The following is a 20,088-nucleotide window of genomic DNA, read 5'->3' on the forward strand; positions in this document are numbered from 1 at the left end:
AGGCCGAAATTCGAGCCCAGCTTGAATTTCGGGTGAGGGGGACTCTCCACGAGTCCTACTCTCACCGCCCTCGCGGAAACTCTCCCTCACCCTACCCTCTCAGGGTGAGCTATGCTCATCCCGACCCCGCAGGCGGGGCGAGGGAGTGCCCGGCCGGTGGCCCCCTGACCGAACTCGCCGACCACCTGGAGTAACCCGCAACACCGCATGGCTTCCCTCGACTCCGTCAGCATCGCCATATTGCTCGGCGCCGTCCTCGTGATGGCCGGTATCCTGTCGAGCCTGCTTGCGCTGCGCTTCGGCGCGCCCTTGCTGCTCGTCTTCCTTTTGATCGGCATGCTCGCCGGCGATTCCGGCCCCGGCCAGCTCCAGTTCGACGACGTCCGCACCACCTATCTGGTCGGCTCCGTCGCGCTGGCCCTGATCCTGTTCGACGGCGGCCTGAAGACGCGCTTTGCCAGCATCCGCACCGTGCTCGCGCCGTCCGTGGTGCTCGCGACCGTCGGCGTGCTCTTGACCGCGCTGATCACGGCGCCGTTCGCGAAATACGCGCTCGACCTCAACTGGACGGAGTCGTTGCTGGTCGGCGCCGTGGTCGCCTCGACCGACGCCGCCGCGGTGTTCCTGCTGGTGCACACCCAGGGCCTGCGCCTGCGCCCGCGCGTCGGTGCGACGCTGGAGGCGGAATCCGGCACCAACGATCCTTTCGCGATCTTCCTGACCCTGATGCTGGTCGAATACATCTCGCTGGGATCGAGCTCCGCAGGCCACGTGCTGATGGAGTTCGTCCAGGAGGCGGTGCTGGGCGCCGTCGTCGGCGTCATCGGCGGGCGTCTGGTCGTGCTCGCGCTCAACAAGGTCGCGCTGCCGCAGGGACTGCACGCGCCGTTCGTCACGACCGCGGCGCTCGTGATCTTCGGCGGCTCGCAGATCATGCACGCCTCCGGCTTTCTCGCGGTCTATCTGGCCGGCATCATCATCGGCAATCGACCGACCCGCGCACATAATTCGGTGGTGACCTTCCTCGATGCCGCGACCTGGCTGGCGCAGATCGTGATGTTCGTGCTGCTCGGCCTGCTGGTCTCGCCGAGCCGGCTCGGCGCCAGCGTCTTGCCGGCGGTCGGGATCGCCTTCGTGCTGATGCTGGTGGCGCGGCCGATCGCGGTGTTCGTGTGCCTGGCGCCGTTCCGCTTCAACTGGCGTGAAAGGATCTTCATCGCCTGGACCGGCCTGCGCGGCGCGGGTCGCGATCTTCCTGGCCTCGATCCCGATGCTGGTCGGCCTGTCCAAGGCCTATCTCTATTTCGACGTCGCCTTCGTCGTCGTCATCATCTCGCTGTTGCTGCAAGGCTGGACGCTGGGGCCGGCGGCTCGCAAGCTGCACGTCGCGCTGCCGCGCGCCGAGCGTGGCCCGCGTCGTGTCGAGCTGGATCTGCCCGGCCAGCTCGAGCAGCAGCTGGTCGGCTATCCGGTGCGGCCCAAGAGCCTGTATTTCCGCCGCGGCCTGATCCCGTCCTGGTCCAGGCCGACGCTGGTGATCCGCAACGAGAACATCCTGACGCCGCTGGAGGCCGACCCGATCGCGCCCGGCGACTACATCTACCTGCTGGCCCCGCCGGAAAAGGCCGAGTCGCTCGACCGCTTCTTCGTCGACATGCAGCCGAGCTCGGCGCCCGATCCGCATCTGCTCGGCGACTTCTTGGTCTCCGGCGAGCACACGCTGGCCGAGCTTGCCGAGATCTACGGCATCAAGGTCGGCGAGGATGAGAGCAAGCTGACGCTCGCCGACTATTTCGACGTCCATCTCGACCGCGCCCCGAAAGAGGGCGCCGAGCTGCCGCTGGACGAGATCGTGCTGGTCGCGCGCAGCATCTCCGGCGGCCGCGTCAACGTCGTCGGCCTGCGCCTTCCGGAAGAAGACGAGACGCCGCCGACGCCGACGCGCGTGCAGGCGCTGCGAAAGAAGCTCGCGGAGGTCTGGACGTCGGTGGCGGGGGTTTAGGGACGCTATCGTGTCCCGGACGCGTTGCAACGCGTAAGCGTTGCTGCGCACAGCCGGGATCCATGATGGATGTGGGCCCCGGCTCTGCGTCGCATCACTGCGTGCTGTGTCGCGTCCGGGGCACGAAAGGCACTGCGTTCCATCTTGCTACAGCCTCACGACAGCACCTTCACCCCGCCAAGACTCGTTACCCGCCCCTGTTTCAGCATCACGATCTGCGTCGCCAGCTGGCGCAGCTCGGCGGCGTCGTGGCTGACATAGACCATGGGGACATTGGCCTCGTCGCGCAGCCGCACCAGGTAGGGCAGGATCTCGAGCTTGCGGCCCTCGTCGAGCGCGCCGAGCGGCTCGTCGAGCAACAGCAGCCGCGGCTTTGCCAGCAGCGCGCGTCCGAGCGCGACGCGCTGGCGCTCGCCGCCGGAGAGCTTTCCGGGGCGGCGGCCGAGCAGGGTGCCGATATCGAGCAGGTCGATGACGCGTGTGTGCTGCGCGGGATCGGACGCCAGGCGGTTCATCTTTCGTCCATAGTCGAGATTCTGCGCGACGTTGAGATGCGGGAATAGCCGCGCGTCCTGGAACACGTAGCCGATGCGGCGACGCCAGGCCGGGACATGGATCCCGGCCGCGGTGTCGTCGACGGTTTCGCCGTCGAGCACGATGGTGCCGCGGTCGGGCCGCAGCAGCCCCGCGATCATGTTGACCAGCGACGTCTTGCCGGCGCCGGAGGCGCCGAACAGGCCGATGACCCGGCCTTCGCCGGTGAAGGATGCTTGAAGCGAGAATTCACCGAGTTGCTTCTCGACGTCGACGCGCAGCATGGTCAATTCCCGTGCAGGCGCTGCGTAGCGCGGCGGGCGAACCATTCGGCGGCGATCAGTGTGCCCAGCGCCAGCACGATCGAGACGATCACGAGCCGGCCGGCCGCGGCATCGCCGTCGGGCGTCTGGATCAGCGAATAGATCGCCGAGGAAATCGTCTGGGTCTCGCCGGGAATGTTGGAGACGAAGGTGATGGTCGCGCCGAACTCGCCGATCGCCTTGGCAAAGCCGAGCACCATGCCGGCGAGCACGCCGGGCAGCGCCAGCGGCAGCGTCACCGTGAAGAACACTTTCCAGGGTGCGGCGCCGAGCGTCTCGGCGGCCTGCTCGAGCCGGCGGTCGATCGCCTCGATCGACAGCCGCATCGGCCGCACCAGCAGCGGGAACGACATGACGCCGCAGGCCAGCGCCGCGCCGGTCCAGCGAAACGAGAACACGATTCCGAGATGGTCGGCGAGGAAGCCGCCGACGAGGCCGCGGCGGCCGAACGTCAGCAAGAGCAGATAGCCGGTGACGACCGGCGGCAGCACCAGCGGCAGATGCACGATGGCGTCGAGCATCGACTTGCCCCAGAAATCGCGCCGCGCCAGCAGCCACGCCAGCGCGATACCGAATGGCGTCGCCACCAGCGTTGCGATGATCGCGACCCTGAGCGAGAGCAGGATCGCGGTCCATTCGGCGGGAGAGATGTCTGGCATCAAATGGTGAATATCAGATTGTCGGGCTGACCAGGAACTTGAAGCCGTATTTCTCCAAAATGGTCTTGGCGGCGGAGGAGCGCAGGAAGGCGAGATAGTCGCTGGTCCCGGCCTTCGCAATTGTGGTCGCGGCAACCGGATAGATGATCGCGGGATGCGACTCCGCCGGGAATGTGCCGACGATCTTGACCCCGGGCTCGACCTTGGCGTCGGTGGAATAGACGATGCCGAGATTGGCCTCGCCGCGCGCCACCAGCGTCAGCGCCGCACGCACGCTCTCGGCCATGGCGAATTTCGGCTCGGCGGCCTGCCATGCCCCGAGGCTCGTAAGCGCCGCCTTGGCGTATTTGCCCACCGGCACCGACTTGACGTCCCCGGTTGCGATCCTGCCGTCGCCGGCGAGTTTGGCCAGGTCGAAACCTTGCGCGATGGTGACGTTGTCGATCTTGGAATCCTTCGGCGCGATCAGTACGATGCTGTTGCCGAGCAGATTGACTCTGGAAGGCTCGTTGACGGTCTTCCTGGAGATCGCGTAGTCCATCCAGTCCGTGTCGGCCGAGACGAACACGTCGGCCGGCGCGCCCTGTTCGATCTGTTTGGCCAGCACCGAGCTCGCGGCATAACTGACCGAGAACTTGACGCCGGTCTTGGCGGTGTAGGCGGCGTCGATCTCGTCGAGCGCGTTCTTCATCGAGGCCGCGGCGAACACGGTGATGGTCTTGTCCTCGGCGGCGGCCGGCGCGAGGCTTGCACCCGCGAGGATCACGAAGGCGGCGAAAAGTCCTGAAATACGTAACATGGGAGCGCTCCGTGCGAGTCCGCGCGCGCAGGATGCACGCACAGGTCCGGCGTTGGTGGGTCAGGTCGCGACGGGTGGAAGCGCTGTCCACGGGGCCCGGCTGCGGCTTACGGCCGGCAGGGATATCGCAACCGCGAAGATAGCAGGCTGGCGCCCGAGGTCAAACCTGGGTCGTCATCCCAAAAGCGTGGCCCAATCACCACTGTCGTCCCGGATCGGCGCGCCCTTGTCCTGGACGACAGCATTGGGGGGTGGCAGCGCGGTCCCCACACACGCTACTGCTTCGCGTCCGCCGCATGCAGCACCGCCTTGCAGGCCGCCGGCATCTGCGCCAGCGTCATCGGCGGCTTCGGTTTCGGCGGCTCCGGCGGCGGCTTGGGGTGCAGCACCGCGTCGGAGAACCAATAGGCGAGATCGGCGGGCTTGCAGCCTTCGTCCTCGGCCTGTGACGGCTGGCCCTCGCATTCGCCGGCCCCTGCGGGGCAGCGCATGCGGATGTGGAAGTGGTAGTCGTGGCCCCACCAGGGGCGGATCTTCGACAGCCAGGCGCGGTTGCCCTTGGCCTCGCGGCACAGCGCCTTCTTGATCGCGGCATTGACGAAGATGCGCTGCACCGCCGGCTCCCGCGCCGCATCGCGCAGCACCAGCACATGGCTCGGGGTGAACACCTTCGGATCGACGTCGAGCCGGTCCTGGCGCACCATCATCACCGCCGACATGTCCTCGCGCTCCTCGCGCGAGAGGCGGCGGTCCGGCGCCGGCGTCAGCCAGATGTCGGCGTCGAGACCGATCTGGTGGCTGGCATGGCCCGACAGCGCCGGGCCGCCGCGCGGCTGGGCGATGTCGCCGACCAGGATGCCGGGCCATCCCGCGTCCTTGTGCGCCCTGGCCGCGAGCCGCTTGATCAGCGCGATCATCTCGGGGTGGCCATAGCTGCGATTGCGCGACAGCCGCATCACCTGCCAATGGTCGCCGTTGACCGGGATCTGCTCGGCACCGCCGATGCAGCCCCTGGTGTAGGAACCGATGACATGGGCCGCCCCCTTCGACGGCAGCAGCTTGCGCGCGAACAGCTCCTTGGCGGCGATATCGGGGTCGTTGGGATTGGCCAGCGGCGGCAGCGGCTTCGCGTTGACACTGCCCTTGTCCTGGGCCAGCGCGCCGCCGGCGGCCAGGAGCGTCATGACGAGCAGGAGAGGGGTGAGGTGGCGGAGACTCATGCGCAGCCCTTATAGCCCAACACGGCGTCGGGGTTAAGAATTGGGCTGTGCTGCGGCGGACGACCTCACGGCGTCTTGACGGCCGTTGCCCCCGCGCGAAGGCGCCCGGCATGACGATCCCCGTATTCAACAAGGTCGTCCCAAAGTCGTGGTTTTTTCGCGGAGCCAGCCGGATTCTTAACGGTGCGATAACCGTATCCTGCACTGACCAAAATTCGTGCGCGGAGCCGGGTTCGTTTCCATACCGTATGCAATCGGACCCGCGCCCGGAAATGGTTCATGTAGAGCGCGCGTTTTTGCAGCACCTTTCTCTTCGATTGAGCTGAAGCCGCAGGTTTGATGCGCCACACGGCCCGCTTGCGCCTCGCAAACAGGCACCAGCGCCGGGCGCTCGATGCTCGCAAGGCGGTGCCTTGGCTGGCGCGGCCACCCAAGATTACTTTTTTTTCAGACACTTGCCTCAAGAGTTGCGCCGTTGGGCGCGACTGGGACGAGTGAAGTTGGGTTTGGGGTTTCGAAAAACAGGAAAACGAAAGCAAAGCGTGCTTGCCCGGGCTGGCCAATCGCCGCGCAAGCCGCGCTTCGCGCGCGCGCCGCGCGCCCTTTCGGAACGCGAGGAAGTCCTGCGCAGCCGCGCCGAGGCGGAAGCTGCGATCGCGGACGCGCGCAAATCCCATGAGCGCCTGCGCCAGGCCATCGACATCCTGCCGCAGGGCATCGTGTTTCTAGACGCCGAAGGCCGCTACGTCCTCTGGAACAAGAAATACGCCGAGATCTACAGCAAGACCGCCGATCTGTTCGAGGAGGGCGCGCGTCTCGAAGACACGCTGCGCATCGGCGTTGCCCGCGGCGACTATCCCGAGGCCATCGGCCACGAGGACGAGTGGATCGCCGACCGCCTGCAAAGGCTCTATCAGCCCGGCGCCCGCCACGAGCAGAAGCTGTCGGACGGCCGCGTCATCCTGATCGACGAGCGACTGACCGACGATGGCGGCGTGGTCGGCCTGCGCGTCGACATCACCGAGCTGAAGCAGCGCGAGGCCTCGTTCCGCCTGCTGTTCGACGGCAATCCCGTTCCCATGATCGTCTGCGCGCTGGACGACGAGCGCATCCTCGGCGTCAACGACGCCGCGGTCGCGCACTACGGCTACACCCGCGCCGAGTTCGAGCGGTTGACGATCCGCTCCCTGCAGGCCTTCGAGAGTGAACCGCCCTGGGTGGCGGACCCGACTTGCGAGGAGCAGGCCGGCCGGACCTGGAAGCATGTCAAGGCCGACGGCGCGCTGATCGACCTTGCAATCTATTCCCGCGAATTGACCTATGCCGAGCGGCCGGCGGTGCTGCTCGCGCTGATGGACATCACCGAACGCAAGCGCGCCGAGGCGCGGCTCGCCTTCATGGCCCAGCACGACACCCTGACCGGCCTGCCCAACCGCAGCCTGCTGCGCCAGCAGGTCGACGAGATGCTGCTGCACACGCGGCGCAGCACCGACAAGGTCGCGCTGCTGATGCTGGGGCTCGACAGTTTCAAGTCGGTCAACGACACGCTCGGGCATACGGTCGGCGACAAGCTGCTGCGCGGCGTCGCCAAGCGGCTGCGCTCGACCTTGCGCGAGGAAGACGCGCTGGCGCGGCTCAACTCCGACGAGTTCGCGATCGTGCAGAGCGGCCTGGCGCGTCCCGAGGACGCGGTGATGCTGGCAAAACGTCTGCTTGCGGCGATCGCCGATCCCTATCTGCTCGACGGCCATTCCGTGGTGATCGGCGCCTCGATCGGAATCGCGATGGCGCCGGGCGATGGCGATGATTCCGAAAAGCTGCTCAAGAGCGCCGACATGGCGCTGTCGCGCGCCAAGCTGGACGCGCGCGGCACCTTCGCCTTCTTCGAGGCCGCGCTCGATGCCAAGGCGCAGAGCCGGCGCAAGATCGAGGTCGAGCTGCGCGACGCGATCCAGAACGACGTGCTGCGCCCCTATTACCAGCCGCTGATCGACCTCCAGAGCGGCCGCATCACCGGCTTCGAGGCGCTGGTGCGCTGGCCCCATGCCGACCGCGGCATGATCTCGCCGGCCGAGTTCATTCCGGTCGCCGAGGACACCGGCCTGATCAATCCGCCTCGGCGGGTTGATGCTGCGGCGGGCGTGCCTCGACGCTGCGAACTGGCCTGACGACGTCCGCGTTGCCGTCAATCTGTCGCCGCTTCAGTTCCGCAGCGGCAATCTGCTTTCAATCGTGACGGACGCCTTGAGACATTCCGGCCTGCCGCCGCGGCGGCTCGAGCTCGAGATCACCGAGACGCTGCTGCTGGAGAAGAGCGCGCAGGTGCTGGCGACGCTGCACGCCTTGCGCGCGCTCGGGGTGCGCATCTCGATGGACGATTTCGGCACCGGCTATTCCAGCCTCAGCTATCTGCGCAGTTTTCCGTTCGACAAGATCAAGATCGACCAGTCCTTCGTGCGCGATCTCGGCGCCAACCGCGAGGCCCAGGCGATCATCCGCTCCATAGTCAGCCTCGGCAAAGGCTTAGGCGTCACCATCACTGCCGAAGGTGTCGAGACCGAAGCCGAGCTCAGCTGCCTGCGCGCCGAGGGCTGCGACGAGGGCCAGGGTTTCCTGTTCAGCAAGGCCCGGCCCAACGCCGAGATCATCGGCCTGCTGGCGGCGCAGCGCGGGATTGATGGGGATGAAGAAGACGCCGCGCTGGTTGCGTGAGCTTGCGATAGCCGGCCGCAAAAGCGGTGCGCTCCCTCTCCCGCTTGCGGGAGAGGGTTGGGGAGAGGGTTGGGGAGAGGGTGTCTCCACAATCGAGAACCCGCAAGAGGATAGAACCCTCACCCGGCGCTTCGCGCCGACCTCTCCCGCAGGCGGGAGAGGTGCACCGAGTTTGCGGCTCAACCTTTGAAATCAACTCACACTACGCCGCCCGCAGCCCCGCCAGGAACGTATCCACGCTCTTCATCAGCGCCGAGGCGTGCTGCCCGAGCTCGCCGGAGGCCGCCATCACATTGCCTGCGAGCGCCCGCGATTGATCCGCGGCCTGGCTGGCGCCGGCGACATTGGCCGAGACGTCCGTGGTGCCCGCCGAGGCCTGCTGCACGCTGCGTGCGATCTCGCGCGTCGCGGAGCCCTGCTCTTCGACCGCGGCGGCGATCGTGGTGGCGATGCCGCTGATCTCCCGGATGGTGTCGCTGATCCGGAAATCGCGGTGACGCAATTGCCGGTGGCGGCCTGGATTGCGGTGACCTGGCTCGCGATCTCGTCGGTCGCCTTCGCGGTCTGGCTCGCCAGCTCCTTCACCTCGGAGGCGACCACGGCAAAGCCGCGGCCGGCTTCGCCCGCGCGCGCCGCCTCGATCGTGGCGTTGAGCGCAAGCAGATTGGTCTGGCTCGCGATTTCGCTGATCAGACGCAGCACGTCGCCGATGCGCTCGGCGGCGGTGGCAAGGCTCGTGACCATCTCGGTCGTCTCCGCGGCCTTGCCCACGGCGTCGCTCGCGACCTTGCTGGAATGGGTGACCTGGCGGCCGATCTCGCTGACCGACGATGCCAGCTCCTCGGTCGCCGCTGCGACCGCGTTCACGCTGGTCGAGGCCTCCTCGGAGGCCGTCGCTGCGGCGGAGGCCCGCTGCGAGGTGCCGTTGACGCTGGTGGTGATGTCGCCGGCGACGCTCTGCATGCCCTCGGTCGCCTTGGCTACGGCAGCTACCACGCCCTTGACGTCGGCTTCGAAGCGGTCGGCCATCTGGCGCTGCAGGGCCTGCTTCTCGATCTCCGCCCTGGCCTTGTCGGCCTCCTGCGCCTCGCGCATGGTGCCTGATTCGAGCATGTTGCGGCGGAACACGTCCACCGCCTTGGCCATGGTGCCGAGTTCGTCCGGGCGCTCGCTGCCGGGAATGGTGACGCTGGTATCGCCGCTCGACAGCCGGTTCATGACCGCGGTGATCGCGGTGAGCGGCCGCGACAGGCCGCGCCCGAGCAGCAGCGCCAGCACGATTGCGACGGCGAGGATGGCAACCGTGCCGAGGATCAGGTGGCGCTCGGCCGTGGCGAACGCGGCCTCGTACTCGGTCGTGTCCTTGATGATCTCGATCACGCCGACCGGCGCTCCCGCATAGTTCTTGATCGGCCCGGCATAGACCTCGACCGGATGACCGTCGAGCTCGGCCTCGTGCCGGACCGCCGAACCGTCGATCGCGCTCTTCAATTGGTCCATCGTGGTGACGACCGTGCTGCCGAAGGTCGAAGACAGCTTGTTCAGGTTCTTGCCGTCGAGCGAGTAGACCGCGAGGTCGATGCCAAAGCGCTTCTTGGCACGGTCGACGAACTCCTTGCCGAAGGCGGCGCCGATATCGACGTTGGCGACGCTTTTGCCGTCGCGCATGATCGGGGTCATGCCGAAGATACCAAGTGCCTCGCGGCCCGGCTCGACGCCGACGATCTGCCGGCCGCCCTTCATCGCCTCGACGACGGTCTCGCGGCGCGCCGAGACGTCATCGCCGAACACTTTGGGAGCGTGCACGCGGTAGAACGCCACCGCAGGCGGAACCTGGAAGGTGATGAGCGGGATACCCTGCGCCTTCAGCGATTTGTTGGCCTCGCCGAGCAGTGCGGCCAGGCTGTCGCGGTCGCCCTTGGCGATGGCATCGCCGACCGGCGGCAGCGCCGCGATCACGGCGGAGACGGCCAGTGCCGAGCGCCCCTCATAGTCGATCGCCGCGATCACGCTCTCATATTGCAGCTTGAGCTGCTGATCGAGCGCCATCCGGGTCAGCGCCCGTTGCTGGCTGATCGAGAAGCCGGAGACGATGGCGCATGCCACTGCCACGGTGAGGGCAATCGCGAGAATCAGGCGGGCGGCAATCGACTTGAGTTTGAACATCGAAAATTCCCAGGCATTTCCAAATCTTGCTTTGGTGGAAAGGTCCCAGAAATTGCTTAACAACTAGGGCGGGATCGCCTCCGTGTTTCAACGGTTTCGCCCCCATCCTTTTGCATGACTCGATGCAGTGGGCGCATGGAAGGCCGGTTGGTCGTCGCGGCGGAGCCAGTGCGTCGCAGCCGTCCCTGCCGGCGACTAGAGGGTTTTCGGTTCTGATTGAATCAGAACCGAAGCTCTAGATTCTTGTTTTGACCCGTTTTCTTCACGCGAACCGGTGTCCACTTCGTTCGAAAACGCTCTAGAGGGTTTCGGCAAGGATCGCCTTCCCCACATCCTCATAATGCGTGTCGCGCGCCTGGATCTGCTGGGCGATCGCGTGCATGTCGCGAAACCGGCGTTCGAACGGGTTGCTGCGGAACACCGCGGTCGCGCCGGCCATGTGATAGGCGGTGTCGACCACCTTCGCCGATTGATGGATGGTCCAGGTCGCGGCCAGCCGTACCGCGCTGCGGTGCGCGGCGCTGAACTCGCCCGTCGCGGACAAATCGCGCCACATCGCCGCTGCGGTCGCATAGAGATAGGCGCGCGCGGCGCGCAAATCGCCTTCGGTGCGGCCGATCAGCCCCCGCACCGCGCCGTTGTCGCGCATTGCGCCGGCCGCCAGCGAGGGATGCTTTCCGCGCGCCAGCGCGATGGCCGCATCCAGCGTGGCGCGCGCGACGCCGAGCGACACCGCGGCAAAGCCGAGGCTGAAGGCAGAGCCGGTGCCGATCCTGTAGAGCGGACCGGTCTCGCGCAAGCCGGACGGCACGTCGCGGAACGCGGTGAAGCGCTCGGGGATGAAGAGGTCGTTCACCTCGTAGGAATCGGTGCCGGTGCCGGCGAGCCCGATCGCCTGCCACACGTCGTGCAATGTCGCGCTGGCGGCGGGAAACAGGATCGTGCGCACCTCCGGCGAGCCATCGGCATTCACGCGCGGCGTGCCGTTAGTCCCGAGGATGCGCACATGCGCGCCCAGCCAGCTCGCCTGCCGCGAGCCCGAGGCAAAATCCCAGCGCGCCGTGACGCGATAGCCGCCCTCGACCGCGCGCGCCTCGTGCGCGATCGCGCCCCAGGCGAGGATGCCGGGCGCGGTGTTGAAGATCTCCCGCGCGGTATCGCGATCGAGCGAGGCCGCGATCATCGCGCAGACGCTGCACTGGCCGAGACACCAGGCCGTCGACGCATCGGCCTTGGCGATCTCCTCCAGCATCTGCATGAAGGCTTCAGGCGCGGCTTCCGCACCGCCGAGGCTCTGCGGCAGCAGCGCACGATATAGTCCGTTCTCGATCAGCGCCGCGACAACGGAAGGCGTCAGCCGCCGCGTCCGCTCGATCTCGTCCGCTTCGCGCGCGATCAGCGGCGCGATGGCGCGGGCACGTTCGACGAGACCAGATCCGGGAAGCTCCGACATTCGCGTGTCCTCGCCTTCTTTTGTCGTGAGCGGTGAGGTGAGGATGGTGGTCTATTTGACGGAGTGGTTCAAGGTGCGGGCATCATCCCCCGTGCGCGGCGCTTGAAAGCCCGCCCGTGAACCTCGGCGGCGCGGCGCGCGACCAACCACCTCCGTCACCACCAACGGCACCGCGTATCGCGCCGCATGAGGTTGCCCATGTCGATCGTCCGAATCTTCATCGTCCTGCTCGCGCTTGCTTCGCCGGCGTTGGCGCAGGACGGCGCCCATGATGCCGCTGCCGCGGGCGAGGCCGCGCGGGTGTTCCGGGCCTATGTCGCAGGCGTGGCGAAAAAGGGGGAGCGACCCGACCTGACCCGGCCGGAGACCACCGCGCTGCTCGGCCGCGTCTTTGATGTCGAAGCCCTGCAGGCGCTGCCGCCGGCGACGGCGAGCGACATGAGCTGGCTGATGGACTGGATGGACGCGGCCAACGCGACCTACAAATTGTTCGCGCTCTATGGTCCGAAGCCGGGCGCGCAGCCCGATCTCGCCACGCTCCAGCGCAACATGACCGACTATGGCGACCAGTACGCGGCGGCGATGAACTTTGTCATCCGCGGCATGGCGCGCGAGGCGGTTGCGGGCCAGTTGTTCATGGCGAGCCTCGCGCCGGAGCAGCGCACCCGCATCCGCGAGGAGGGATTTACGGGCTTCCGCCGCAGCACCGCCGAATTCATCCTGACCACTGTCTGCGCGGCGATCCAGGGCGCGGGCAAATCCGCCAACGCCCGCCTGGTCGCCGCCGCCATCCGCGACACGCGCGAGGTCTGGGCGAGCTTCCTGCTGCCGCAGGACCGGGCCCGCGTGCTCGAGCAGCTTGCCGACCTTCCCAGATGGGCCCCGGACGAGACGGCGCGAACCGATCTCGCCGCCTTCACGGCCGCGCTGCGAGCGGTGAATTGATTCGCGCTCCCCGTCAGGCCGCAGCGCGGCCAAGGTCGAGCGACGGCCTGCGTTTCGTCGGGAAGCTCAGTGCCACCGCGACGGCAGCGAGCCCGATCGCGAAGGAGCCGGCGTGCAGCCATGTGTAGCGCTGGAAATTGTCGAACACGAGCCCGCCGGCCCAGGGCCCGAGCGCCATGCCGAGGCTGGCAAACGCGGACACCGCGCCGAACACGGTGCCCATGATGCGCGCGCCGAAGAATTCGCGGACCAGCACCGCATAGAGCGGCATCACCCCGCCATAGGCGAGGCCGAACACCACCGACAGCGCGTAGAACTCGCCGAGCTGCGCCACTGCAAGATAGGTCGCGATGCACATCGCCTGCACGAGGAGGCCGCCGACCAGCACGGGCTTTGCGCCGATGCGGTCGGCCGCCGCACCCAGCAGCAGGCGGCCGCCGAGGCCTGAGACGCCGGCGACGCTGTAGACCGTCACCGCCGTGAGCGGGGCGATGCCGCAGACCATGGCATAGGACACCATGTGGAAGATCGGGCCGGAATGCGCCGCGCAACAGGCGAAATGTGCAGCGGCGAGTGCGATGAACTGCGGGGTGCGCAGCGCCTGCGCTGCGGTCAGTTCGATCTCCGGTGCCGCGTCGCTGCTTGCCGGGGCCGCCACGGCCGGTGCCGGCCGCACCAGGAAACAGGCCGGGATCAGCAGCGCCCATGCGGCGATGCCGATGACAAGCATCGCGGTGCGCCAGTCATAGGCCGTGATCAGCCAGCTCGCGGTCGGCGCGATCGTCACCGGCGACACGCCCATGCCGGCCGAGACCAGCGCCACCGCAAGGCTGCGGTTCTTTTCGATCCAGGCGCTGGCGAGCGCCATCATCGGCGCATAGAAGCTGCCCGCGGCAATTCCGATCAGCGTGCCAAAGAAAAGCTGGAACTGCCACAAGCTTGCCGCCTGGCTCGCGGCCACGAGACCAAGGCCCAGCAAGATGCTTCCCGCGAGGACCACGATGCGGGTGCCAAACCGGTCCGACAGCGTGCCCCAGAAAAACGCGGCAACGCCCATGCAGAGAAAATCCAGCGTGGCCGCCGCCGAGACGCCGGCGCGCGACCAGCCCATCGATTCCGAGATCGGCTGCAGGAACACCGCCAGCGACAGCATCGTGCCGAACCCGACACAGGTCATCAGCGCACCCGCGGCGACCACGACCCAGCCATAGTCGAAGCGTGACGGCTTGCTCATGCGTTTCCTCGGCGCTGTTGGTTTTGTTGGTGGTGCGCGGGGGGATGGTGACCTATCCACCTGCGGAGAGCAAGGCAGCTGGCGTATGCTGACACTGCATGGCCCTGATGATACCATGTCTTTCCCGACGGCCTGCACAATTGCTCTCATAGACGCGCCAGATAGAACGTGTGAGGAGACAAGCCCGATGACATGGGGAGCGCTCCGCAGGTTGCGCGGCAGCCAAAAGCTTCTGTTGCCTGTGATCTTCGCCGCCGCGCTCGTTGCCGATCCGGCATGTGCGGAGGACGGCCAAAGTCCTGCGCGCGAGCCCGGCCCGGTGTTTTCGGACAGTGGCCCGGACGCCGAACTCTACGGCAAGGCGTCCGGCTATCCGACCGGCACGCGGGGAGCGACCAACGAGCTCGACAAGCTGGTCGGCGCCTACAGCCATTTCGGCGACATCTATCCGTCTCGCCGGGTCGGCCGCGCCGCGACGCCCTGGTCGTTCAAGCGCGCGCCGGAGCCGACGATCGCCTACAGTTTCGACAACCAGCGGCTGAGCATCGCGGACTATCTCAAGCGCAACCCGGTGACGGGATTGTTGATCGCTAAGGACGACACGATCCTCTACGAGCACTATCAATATGCGCGGACCGATCGCGACCGCTTTCTGTCGCAGTCCATGGCCAAGACGCTTGTGGCCATGCTGGTCGGAATCGCGGTCTCCGAGGGGCGGATCAAGTCGATCGACGAAACCGTCTCCACCTATGTGTCTGGCCTCGCAGGAACGGAATATGGCAGTACGTCCATCCGCGCCTTGTTGAACATGTCGTCGGGCGTGGAATTCTCTGAAATCTATGACGGCAAGGACGACATAGCGCGGCTTGGACGCGCGCTGTTCGTCGGAGAGCCGAAAGACCCCGTATCCGTCGTCGCGCAATTCAACACGCGGTCGACGCCGCCGGGGACCAAATGGCACTACGCCAGCGTAGAGACCGAGATCCTCGGCCTGGTGCTGCGCGCGGCGACCGGCACGCCGCTCGCCGACTATCTCCACGATCGCATCTGGAGCGCCATCGGTACCGAAGCGGATGCGTCGTGGGCGATCGACGGCAGCGGGCAGGAGATTGCATTCTGCTGCTTCAACGCCACCTTGCGCGACTATGCGCGGTTGGGCCGATTGCTTGCAAACGATGGTGCCTGGGAAGGTCGTCAATTGATCCCCCGGCAGTGGCTGCTCGATGCCACGACCGTCAGATCGGGTGACGATCATCTCGCGCCGCGCGTGGCCACCCCCTATTTTGGCTACGGCTATCAGGTTTGGCTCCTTCCGGGGGAGCAGCGCAGATTTGCCCTGCTCGGCATCCGCGGTCAGGTCATCCTGGTCGATCCGGCCTCCAGGCTCGTCATGGTACACACCGCCGTTCGCCAAAAGCCGTCCGAGCCGGGAAGCCTCAGGGAGCCGCTCGCGTTGTGGTCCGCCGTGCTTCAACAACTCGGGAAATGATCTGACGGTACCCCAAGCCAGAAATTTCGACGGACCATGTCGGCACCGGCGGCTTTCGATCGTCCTTGGGTGGACACGTTCGGCAGGGGCGATGACGGCCCCGACCGTCGCCTCGACCGCTAAAAGATTGAACTGGAGCAATGCCCATGAGGATCACCGTCGAAACCAGCGTCGCAGCCCAGATCGATCAGGTCTGGCAGGCTTACACGACGCCCGCAGACATCGTGAAGTGGAACGCAGCCTCCGACGATTGGCATACGACCAGGGCGACGGTCGATCTGCGGGAAGGCGGCGCCTTCTCATCACGGATGGAAGCCAAGGACGGTAGCATGGGTTTCGACTTCGCTGGCACCTACACGAAGATCATGGACCGGAAGCGGATCGAATACGCGTTCGGCGATCGCAAGGCCGAGGTCGAGTTCGTGCCCGGCCCGAGCGGCGTGGTCGTCCGCGTCGTCTTCGATAGCGAAACGACGCACCCGGAGGAGCAGCAGCGGGGTGGCTGGCAGGCAATCCTCGACAATTTCAAGCGATACGTTGAGGCGAACCAGAGCGCGTGATCTCAGCGAGCCGGTAGCCCGACGCGGCCTGCATCAGAGACGCAGCGACGATGTCATCATCCCCCTGTTTTGCCCGACAGAGCAAACCGGCTTCGCACGATCGAAAAAGCCCAATGCCGTCAAGGGGTCGGCTACTGTGCATGGGGTTGTTTTCGCAATTTTTGCTTCGGCCGTGGCTGGCAGTTCGAACAGGACCTATCCAGCTCCATCGTCATGGCCGGGCTTGACCCGGCCATCCACGTCTCCGACAAGCCTCAAAAAAGAAAATGCCCGGGACGTGCCCGGGCATGACGGCCATTGGCGATCGGGAAAGCCCCGCCTCAGCTATCCACCTTCAGCGCGGCAATGAACGCCTCCTGCGGGATGTCGACCTTGCCGAACTGCCGCATCTTTTTCTTGCCTTCCTTCTGCTTCTCCAGAAGCTTGCGCTTGCGCGTGATGTCGCCGCCATAGCATTTTGCGGTGACGTCCTTGCGCAGCGCGCGGACGGTTTCGCGCGCGATCACCTTGCCGCCGATCGCCGCCTGGATCGGGATCTGGAACATGTGCGGCGGGATCAAATCCTTCATCTTCTCGACCATGGCGCGGCCGCGCCCCTCCGCACGGGTGCGGTGGACCAGCATCGAGAGCGCGTCGACCGGCTCGTTGTTGACGAGGATCTGCATCTTGACGAGATCGGCCGGCTTGTAGTCGGTGAGATGATAGTCGAACGAGGCGTAGCCCTTGGAAACCGATTTGAGGCGGTCGTAGAAATCGAACACCACTTCGTTGAGCGGCAGGTCGTATTTCACCATCGCGCGCGAGCCGACATAGGTCAGCTCCTTCTGCGAACCGCGGCGGTCCTGGCACAGCTTCAGCACGCTGCCGAGATATTCGTCGGGGGTGAGGATCGTGGCCTCGATCCAGGGCTCCTGGATCTCGGCGATCTTGACCACGTCGGGCATGTCGATCGGATTGTGGATCTCGATCTCGGTGCCGTCGTTGAGCTTCATCTTGTAGATGACGCTCGGCGCGGTCGCGATCAGATTGAGATCGAACTCGCGCGACAGCCGCTCCTGGATGATCTCCAGATGCAGCAGGCCGAGGAAGCCGCAGCGGAAGCCGAAGCCGAGCGCGGCGGAGGTTTCCATCTCGAAGGAGAAGCTGGCGTCGTTGAGGCGCAGCTTGCCCATCGCGGCACGCAGCGTCTCGAAGTCGTCGGCATCGACCGGAAACAGGCCGCAGAACACCACGGGGATCGCCGGCTTGAAGCCCGGCAGCATCTCCGTCACGGGCTTCCGGTCGTCGGTGATGGTGTCGCCGACGCGGGTGTCGGCGACTTCCTTGATGGCGGCGGTGATGAAGCCGATCTCGCCGGGGCCGAGCTCATCGACCTGTGTCATCTTCGGCGTGAAGAAGCCGACGCGCTCGATGTCATAGGCCGCACCCGTGCCCATCATGCGGACGCGGCTGCCCTTCTTCATGACGCCGTCGACGACGCGGATCAGAACGACCACGCCGAGATAGACGTCGTACCAGCTGTCGACCAGCAGCGCCTTCAGCGTCGCGTCGCGGTCGCCCTTCGGCGGCGGCAGGCGGGTGACGATGGCTTCCAGCACGTCGGCGACGCCGAGGCCGGTCTTGGCCGAGATCATCACCGCGTCCGAGGCGTCGATGCCGATGACGTCCTCGATCTGCTGCTTGACCTTCTCGGGCTCGGCGGCGGGAAGGTCGACCTTGTTCAGGACCGGCACGATCTCGTGATTGTTGTCGAGCGCCTGGTAGACGTTGGCGAGCGTCTGCGCCTCGACGCCCTGGCTGGCATCGACCACCAGCAGGGAACCCTCGCACGCCGCCAGCGACCGCGAGACTTCGTAGGCGAAGTCGACATGGCCGGGCGTGTCCATCAGGTTGAAGATGTAGTCCTTGCCGTCCTTGGCCTTGTACGCGAGGCGCACCGTCTGCGCCTTGATGGTGATGCCGCGCTCACGCTCGATGTCCATGGAATCGAGCACCTGCTCCTTGCCCGCCATCTCGCGGTCGGAGAGGCCGCCGGTCATCTGGATCAGGCGGTCGGCCAGCGTCGATTTGCCATGGTCGATATGGGCGACGATGGAGAAATTGCGGATGTTGGAAATGGGGACGGTCGTCATGGGCGCGGGATACCACTCACATCCCCGTGCGGCAACCATATTGCTGTAATTTCAGGGCCTTTCTTCACGCCAAGCTGATTCCACGAGTGCCCAAAACGCGCTAGGCAAGCGCCCATGTCGACCACTGCTTTACCGACCGCCAGAACGCGCACGAAGGCCCGCCTGAGCTTTGGCCGCTTCCGGGCCTGGCTGGTTGCCTGCGCGGTCCGCCCCGAGGCGAGATTGTGGCTGGTGATCCAGCTCGCCATCCTGCACGCGGTGCTCTGGACCTTCATCCTGATCAATCTGAAGGCGGCGCAGGACGTTCACATGGACGTCGCTGAAGCCTATGGCTGGGGCCAGAAATTCCTGTGGGGCTACGGCAAGCATCCGCCGCTGTCGGGCTGGGTGGCCGGGCTCTGGTTCACGGTGTTCCCTGCCGCGGACTGGGCGACCTATGCGCTGGCGATGGCGATGGTCAGCGCCGGCATGGTGATCTGCTGGCTGATTGCCTTGCGCGTGGTGGATGCGCGGCGCGCGTTCCTGGTCGTGGTGATGGTCGCGCTCTACCCGATCTTCAATTTCAAGGGCTTCAAGTACAACCCGGACCTGCTCCAGCTCGTCACGCTGCCGCTGCTGGTGCTCGCTTATCTCAACGCGTTCGAGAAGCGCAGCTGGCAGTCCGGAATCCTGCTCGGGCTTGCCGGCGCGCTGGCGCTGATGACGAAATATTGGGTGCTGACCATGATCGGCGCCATCGGCCTTGCCGCGCTGCTCCATCCGGAGCGGATGCGATTTTTGGGTTCGCCGGCGCCGTGGGCTGCGATTGCGACGATGGTCGTGGCGATGATCCCGCACGTGGTCTGGCTGGCGGATGCGCATTTCGTGCCGCTGACCTATGCCGGCGACACCTACAGCCTCGCGGACACCGGCCAGGTGCATCAGCTCGTCACCGGCTACATGCTGCACAATGCCGGACTGCTGGCGCTGCCGGTGGCGCTCGCCGCGCTCGCGATGGCGTTGGTGCCGCCGTGGTTCACATTGCTGCTGCGCGCGCCCTTGCGCATCGTCACGCGCGCCTGGGCGCGCGGCGCCAATCCGGGCGTCAATGCCTCGCAGGCGCTGAACGTGTGGATGATCCAGATCATCGTCGCATTCGGCCCCCCGCTCGGCGCACTGGTCTTCAGCGTCTACCTGAAGACCGATTGGGGCATCTCGCTGTTCTTCCTGGTGCCGCTCGCGCTGGTCGCGATTCCGGCGCTGCGGGTGCAGGGCGCGGCGCTGTTCAACATCGCCGCGATCTGGCTCGTGCTCAGCGTTGCCACGCTCGCCGCCTCGCCCTGGATCGCCGCGCGCGAGATGACGGCCAATGCCGGCAACACGGCGACCTATGGCGCGCGCTCCGAGCTCGCACGCGAGCTGACCCAGGCCTGGCACGCGCGCTTCGCCTCGCGCTGGGCGGTCGTTGCCGGGACGATGGAGACGATCCAGCCGATGGTGTTCTACAGCCCGGATCATCCGGCCGCGTTCACGCCGAACGAGGCCTGGGGGTCCGGTCTGACCTCGCTCGACGACGCCAGGAGATACGGTTTCATCGGCGTGTTCGATGCGACCGACGAACGTCTGCCCAAGTTCGAGAAATGGGTTTCGGAGGTCGCGCCGAACGCCGAGCGCATCGTCATGACCACGCGCCGCTTCACCCACGGCAAGCCCGGCCCGGCGATGAGCTGGGACGTCTTCATCGCGCCGCCGGGGAAGTGAGTGACGGTCGCGTAGGGTGGGCAAAGGCGCGTTAGCGCCGTGCCCAACCATCTTTCGGCAATCGTGATACGCGTGGGCACGCCTCGCTTTGCCCACCCTACCGCACTGAGCGCTTGGCGA

Annotated in this window: 11 protein-coding genes and 3 pseudogenes; 6 read left to right on the forward strand and 8 right to left on the reverse strand. The window is 66.3% G+C overall.

The window, feature by feature from the left end:
* Positions 1–207 precede the first annotated feature (207 nt).
* Positions 208–2,002: pseudogene (locus CIT39_RS03450) on the forward strand (potassium/proton antiporter).
* A gap of 155 nt (positions 2,003–2,157) precedes the next feature.
* Here CIT39_RS03450 and modC read toward each other — a convergent pair.
* From modC to mepA, 4 genes are all read right to left on the reverse strand, one after another.
* Positions 2,158–2,820, reverse strand: coding sequence for a molybdenum ABC transporter ATP-binding protein (gene modC / locus CIT39_RS03455; RefSeq protein ID WP_094973380.1), 663 nt, complete (start codon positions 2,818–2,820; stop codon positions 2,158–2,160).
* A gap of 2 nt (positions 2,821–2,822) precedes the next feature.
* Positions 2,823–3,518 carry a molybdate ABC transporter permease subunit gene (gene modB / locus CIT39_RS03460; RefSeq protein WP_094973379.1) on the reverse strand — a complete coding sequence of 232 codons (696 nt, stop codon included), beginning with the start codon at positions 3,516–3,518 and terminating at the stop codon, positions 2,823–2,825.
* A 13-nt stretch (positions 3,519–3,531) separates the two neighbouring features.
* Positions 3,532–4,317: a molybdate ABC transporter substrate-binding protein gene (gene modA / locus CIT39_RS03465; protein ID WP_094973378.1), complete on the reverse strand. Its 786-nt coding sequence runs from the start codon at positions 4,315–4,317 to the stop codon at positions 3,532–3,534.
* A gap of 275 nt (positions 4,318–4,592) precedes the next feature.
* A complete protein-coding gene (mepA, locus tag CIT39_RS03470) occupies positions 4,593–5,537 on the reverse strand; it encodes a penicillin-insensitive murein endopeptidase (RefSeq protein WP_094973377.1) in 945 nt (314 codons plus the stop codon).
* 542 nt (positions 5,538–6,079) lie between these two features.
* Here mepA and CIT39_RS03475 point away from each other — a divergent pair.
* Positions 6,080–8,249: pseudogene (locus CIT39_RS03475) on the forward strand (EAL domain-containing protein).
* Positions 8,250–8,451: 202 nt separating this feature from the next.
* Here CIT39_RS03475 and CIT39_RS03480 read toward each other — a convergent pair.
* Together CIT39_RS03480 and CIT39_RS03485 are read right to left on the reverse strand one after the other, a co-directional pair.
* Positions 8,452–10,415, reverse strand: a pseudogene (locus tag CIT39_RS03480) (methyl-accepting chemotaxis protein).
* Positions 10,416–10,713: 298 nt separating this feature from the next.
* Positions 10,714–11,868: an acyl-CoA dehydrogenase family protein gene (locus tag CIT39_RS03485; protein WP_094973373.1), complete on the reverse strand. Its 1,155-nt coding sequence runs from the start codon at positions 11,866–11,868 to the stop codon at positions 10,714–10,716.
* Between the two features lie 198 nt (positions 11,869–12,066).
* Here CIT39_RS03485 and CIT39_RS03490 point away from each other — a divergent pair, with 198 nt between their 5' ends.
* Complete coding sequence (locus CIT39_RS03490; protein ID WP_094973372.1) at positions 12,067–12,813, forward strand: hypothetical protein; 747 nt, start codon at positions 12,067–12,069, stop codon at positions 12,811–12,813.
* Positions 12,814–12,826: 13 nt separating this feature from the next.
* On the opposite strand, the gene CIT39_RS03495 is transcribed toward CIT39_RS03490, so the two are convergent.
* Entirely contained in the window at positions 12,827–14,047 is a 1,221-nt protein-coding gene (locus CIT39_RS03495; RefSeq protein WP_094973371.1) for an MFS transporter, read from the reverse strand.
* Between CIT39_RS03495 and CIT39_RS03500 the strand changes: the two genes are divergently transcribed.
* Both CIT39_RS03500 and CIT39_RS03505 read left to right on the forward strand, forming a co-directional pair.
* Positions 14,046–15,536, forward strand: coding sequence for a serine hydrolase domain-containing protein (locus CIT39_RS03500; RefSeq protein ID WP_244607512.1), 1,491 nt, complete (start codon positions 14,046–14,048; stop codon positions 15,534–15,536). The genes CIT39_RS03495 and CIT39_RS03500 overlap by 2 nt on opposite strands.
* Positions 15,537–15,682: 146 nt before the next feature.
* Complete coding sequence (locus CIT39_RS03505) at positions 15,683–16,096, forward strand: SRPBCC family protein (RefSeq protein ID WP_094973369.1); 414 nt, start codon at positions 15,683–15,685, stop codon at positions 16,094–16,096.
* Between the two features lie 320 nt (positions 16,097–16,416).
* Here the strand turns inward: CIT39_RS03505 and lepA are convergent, their stop codons facing one another.
* Positions 16,417–18,228, reverse strand: coding sequence for a translation elongation factor 4 (gene lepA, locus CIT39_RS03510; protein WP_094973368.1), 1,812 nt, complete (start codon positions 18,226–18,228; stop codon positions 16,417–16,419).
* A 114-nt stretch (positions 18,229–18,342) separates the two neighbouring features.
* On the opposite strand from lepA, the gene CIT39_RS03515 reads away from it, so the two are divergent.
* Positions 18,343–19,968 (forward strand): glycosyltransferase family 39 protein, encoded by a 1,626-nt coding sequence (locus CIT39_RS03515; protein WP_094973367.1) that lies wholly within the window; start codon positions 18,343–18,345, stop codon positions 19,966–19,968.
* Positions 19,969–20,088 lie beyond the last annotated feature (120 nt).

The organism is Bradyrhizobium symbiodeficiens (assembly GCF_002266465.3).
Lineage (GTDB): Bacteria > Pseudomonadota > Alphaproteobacteria > Rhizobiales > Xanthobacteraceae > Bradyrhizobium > Bradyrhizobium symbiodeficiens.

What these genes read in the sequence shown, in the direction of transcription:
- modC (WP_094973380.1), bottom strand. Translation starts at nt 2,820, where the DNA reads ATGCTGCGCGTCGACGTCGAGAAGCAACTCGGTGAATTCTCGCTTCAA.
- modB (WP_094973379.1), bottom strand. Translation starts at nt 3,518, where the DNA reads ATGCCAGACATCTCTCCCGCCGAATGGACCGCGATCCTGCTCTCGCTC.
- modA (WP_094973378.1), bottom strand. Translation starts at nt 4,317, where the DNA reads ATGTTACGTATTTCAGGACTTTTCGCCGCCTTCGTGATCCTCGCGGGT.
- mepA (WP_094973377.1), bottom strand. Translation starts at nt 5,537, where the DNA reads ATGAGTCTCCGCCACCTCACCCCTCTCCTGCTCGTCATGACGCTCCTG.
- CIT39_RS03485 (WP_094973373.1), bottom strand. Translation starts at nt 11,868, where the DNA reads ATGTCGGAGCTTCCCGGATCTGGTCTCGTCGAACGTGCCCGCGCCATC.
- CIT39_RS03490 (WP_094973372.1), top strand. Translation starts at nt 12,067, where the DNA reads ATGTCGATCGTCCGAATCTTCATCGTCCTGCTCGCGCTTGCTTCGCCG.
- CIT39_RS03500 (WP_244607512.1), top strand. Translation starts at nt 14,046, where the DNA reads ATGCGTTTCCTCGGCGCTGTTGGTTTTGTTGGTGGTGCGCGGGGGGAT.
- CIT39_RS03495 (WP_094973371.1), bottom strand. Translation starts at nt 14,047, where the DNA reads ATGAGCAAGCCGTCACGCTTCGACTATGGCTGGGTCGTGGTCGCCGCG.
- CIT39_RS03505 (WP_094973369.1), top strand. Translation starts at nt 15,683, where the DNA reads ATGAGGATCACCGTCGAAACCAGCGTCGCAGCCCAGATCGATCAGGTC.
- lepA (WP_094973368.1), bottom strand. Translation starts at nt 18,228, where the DNA reads ATGACGACCGTCCCCATTTCCAACATCCGCAATTTCTCCATCGTCGCC.
- CIT39_RS03515 (WP_094973367.1), top strand. Translation starts at nt 18,343, where the DNA reads ATGTCGACCACTGCTTTACCGACCGCCAGAACGCGCACGAAGGCCCGC.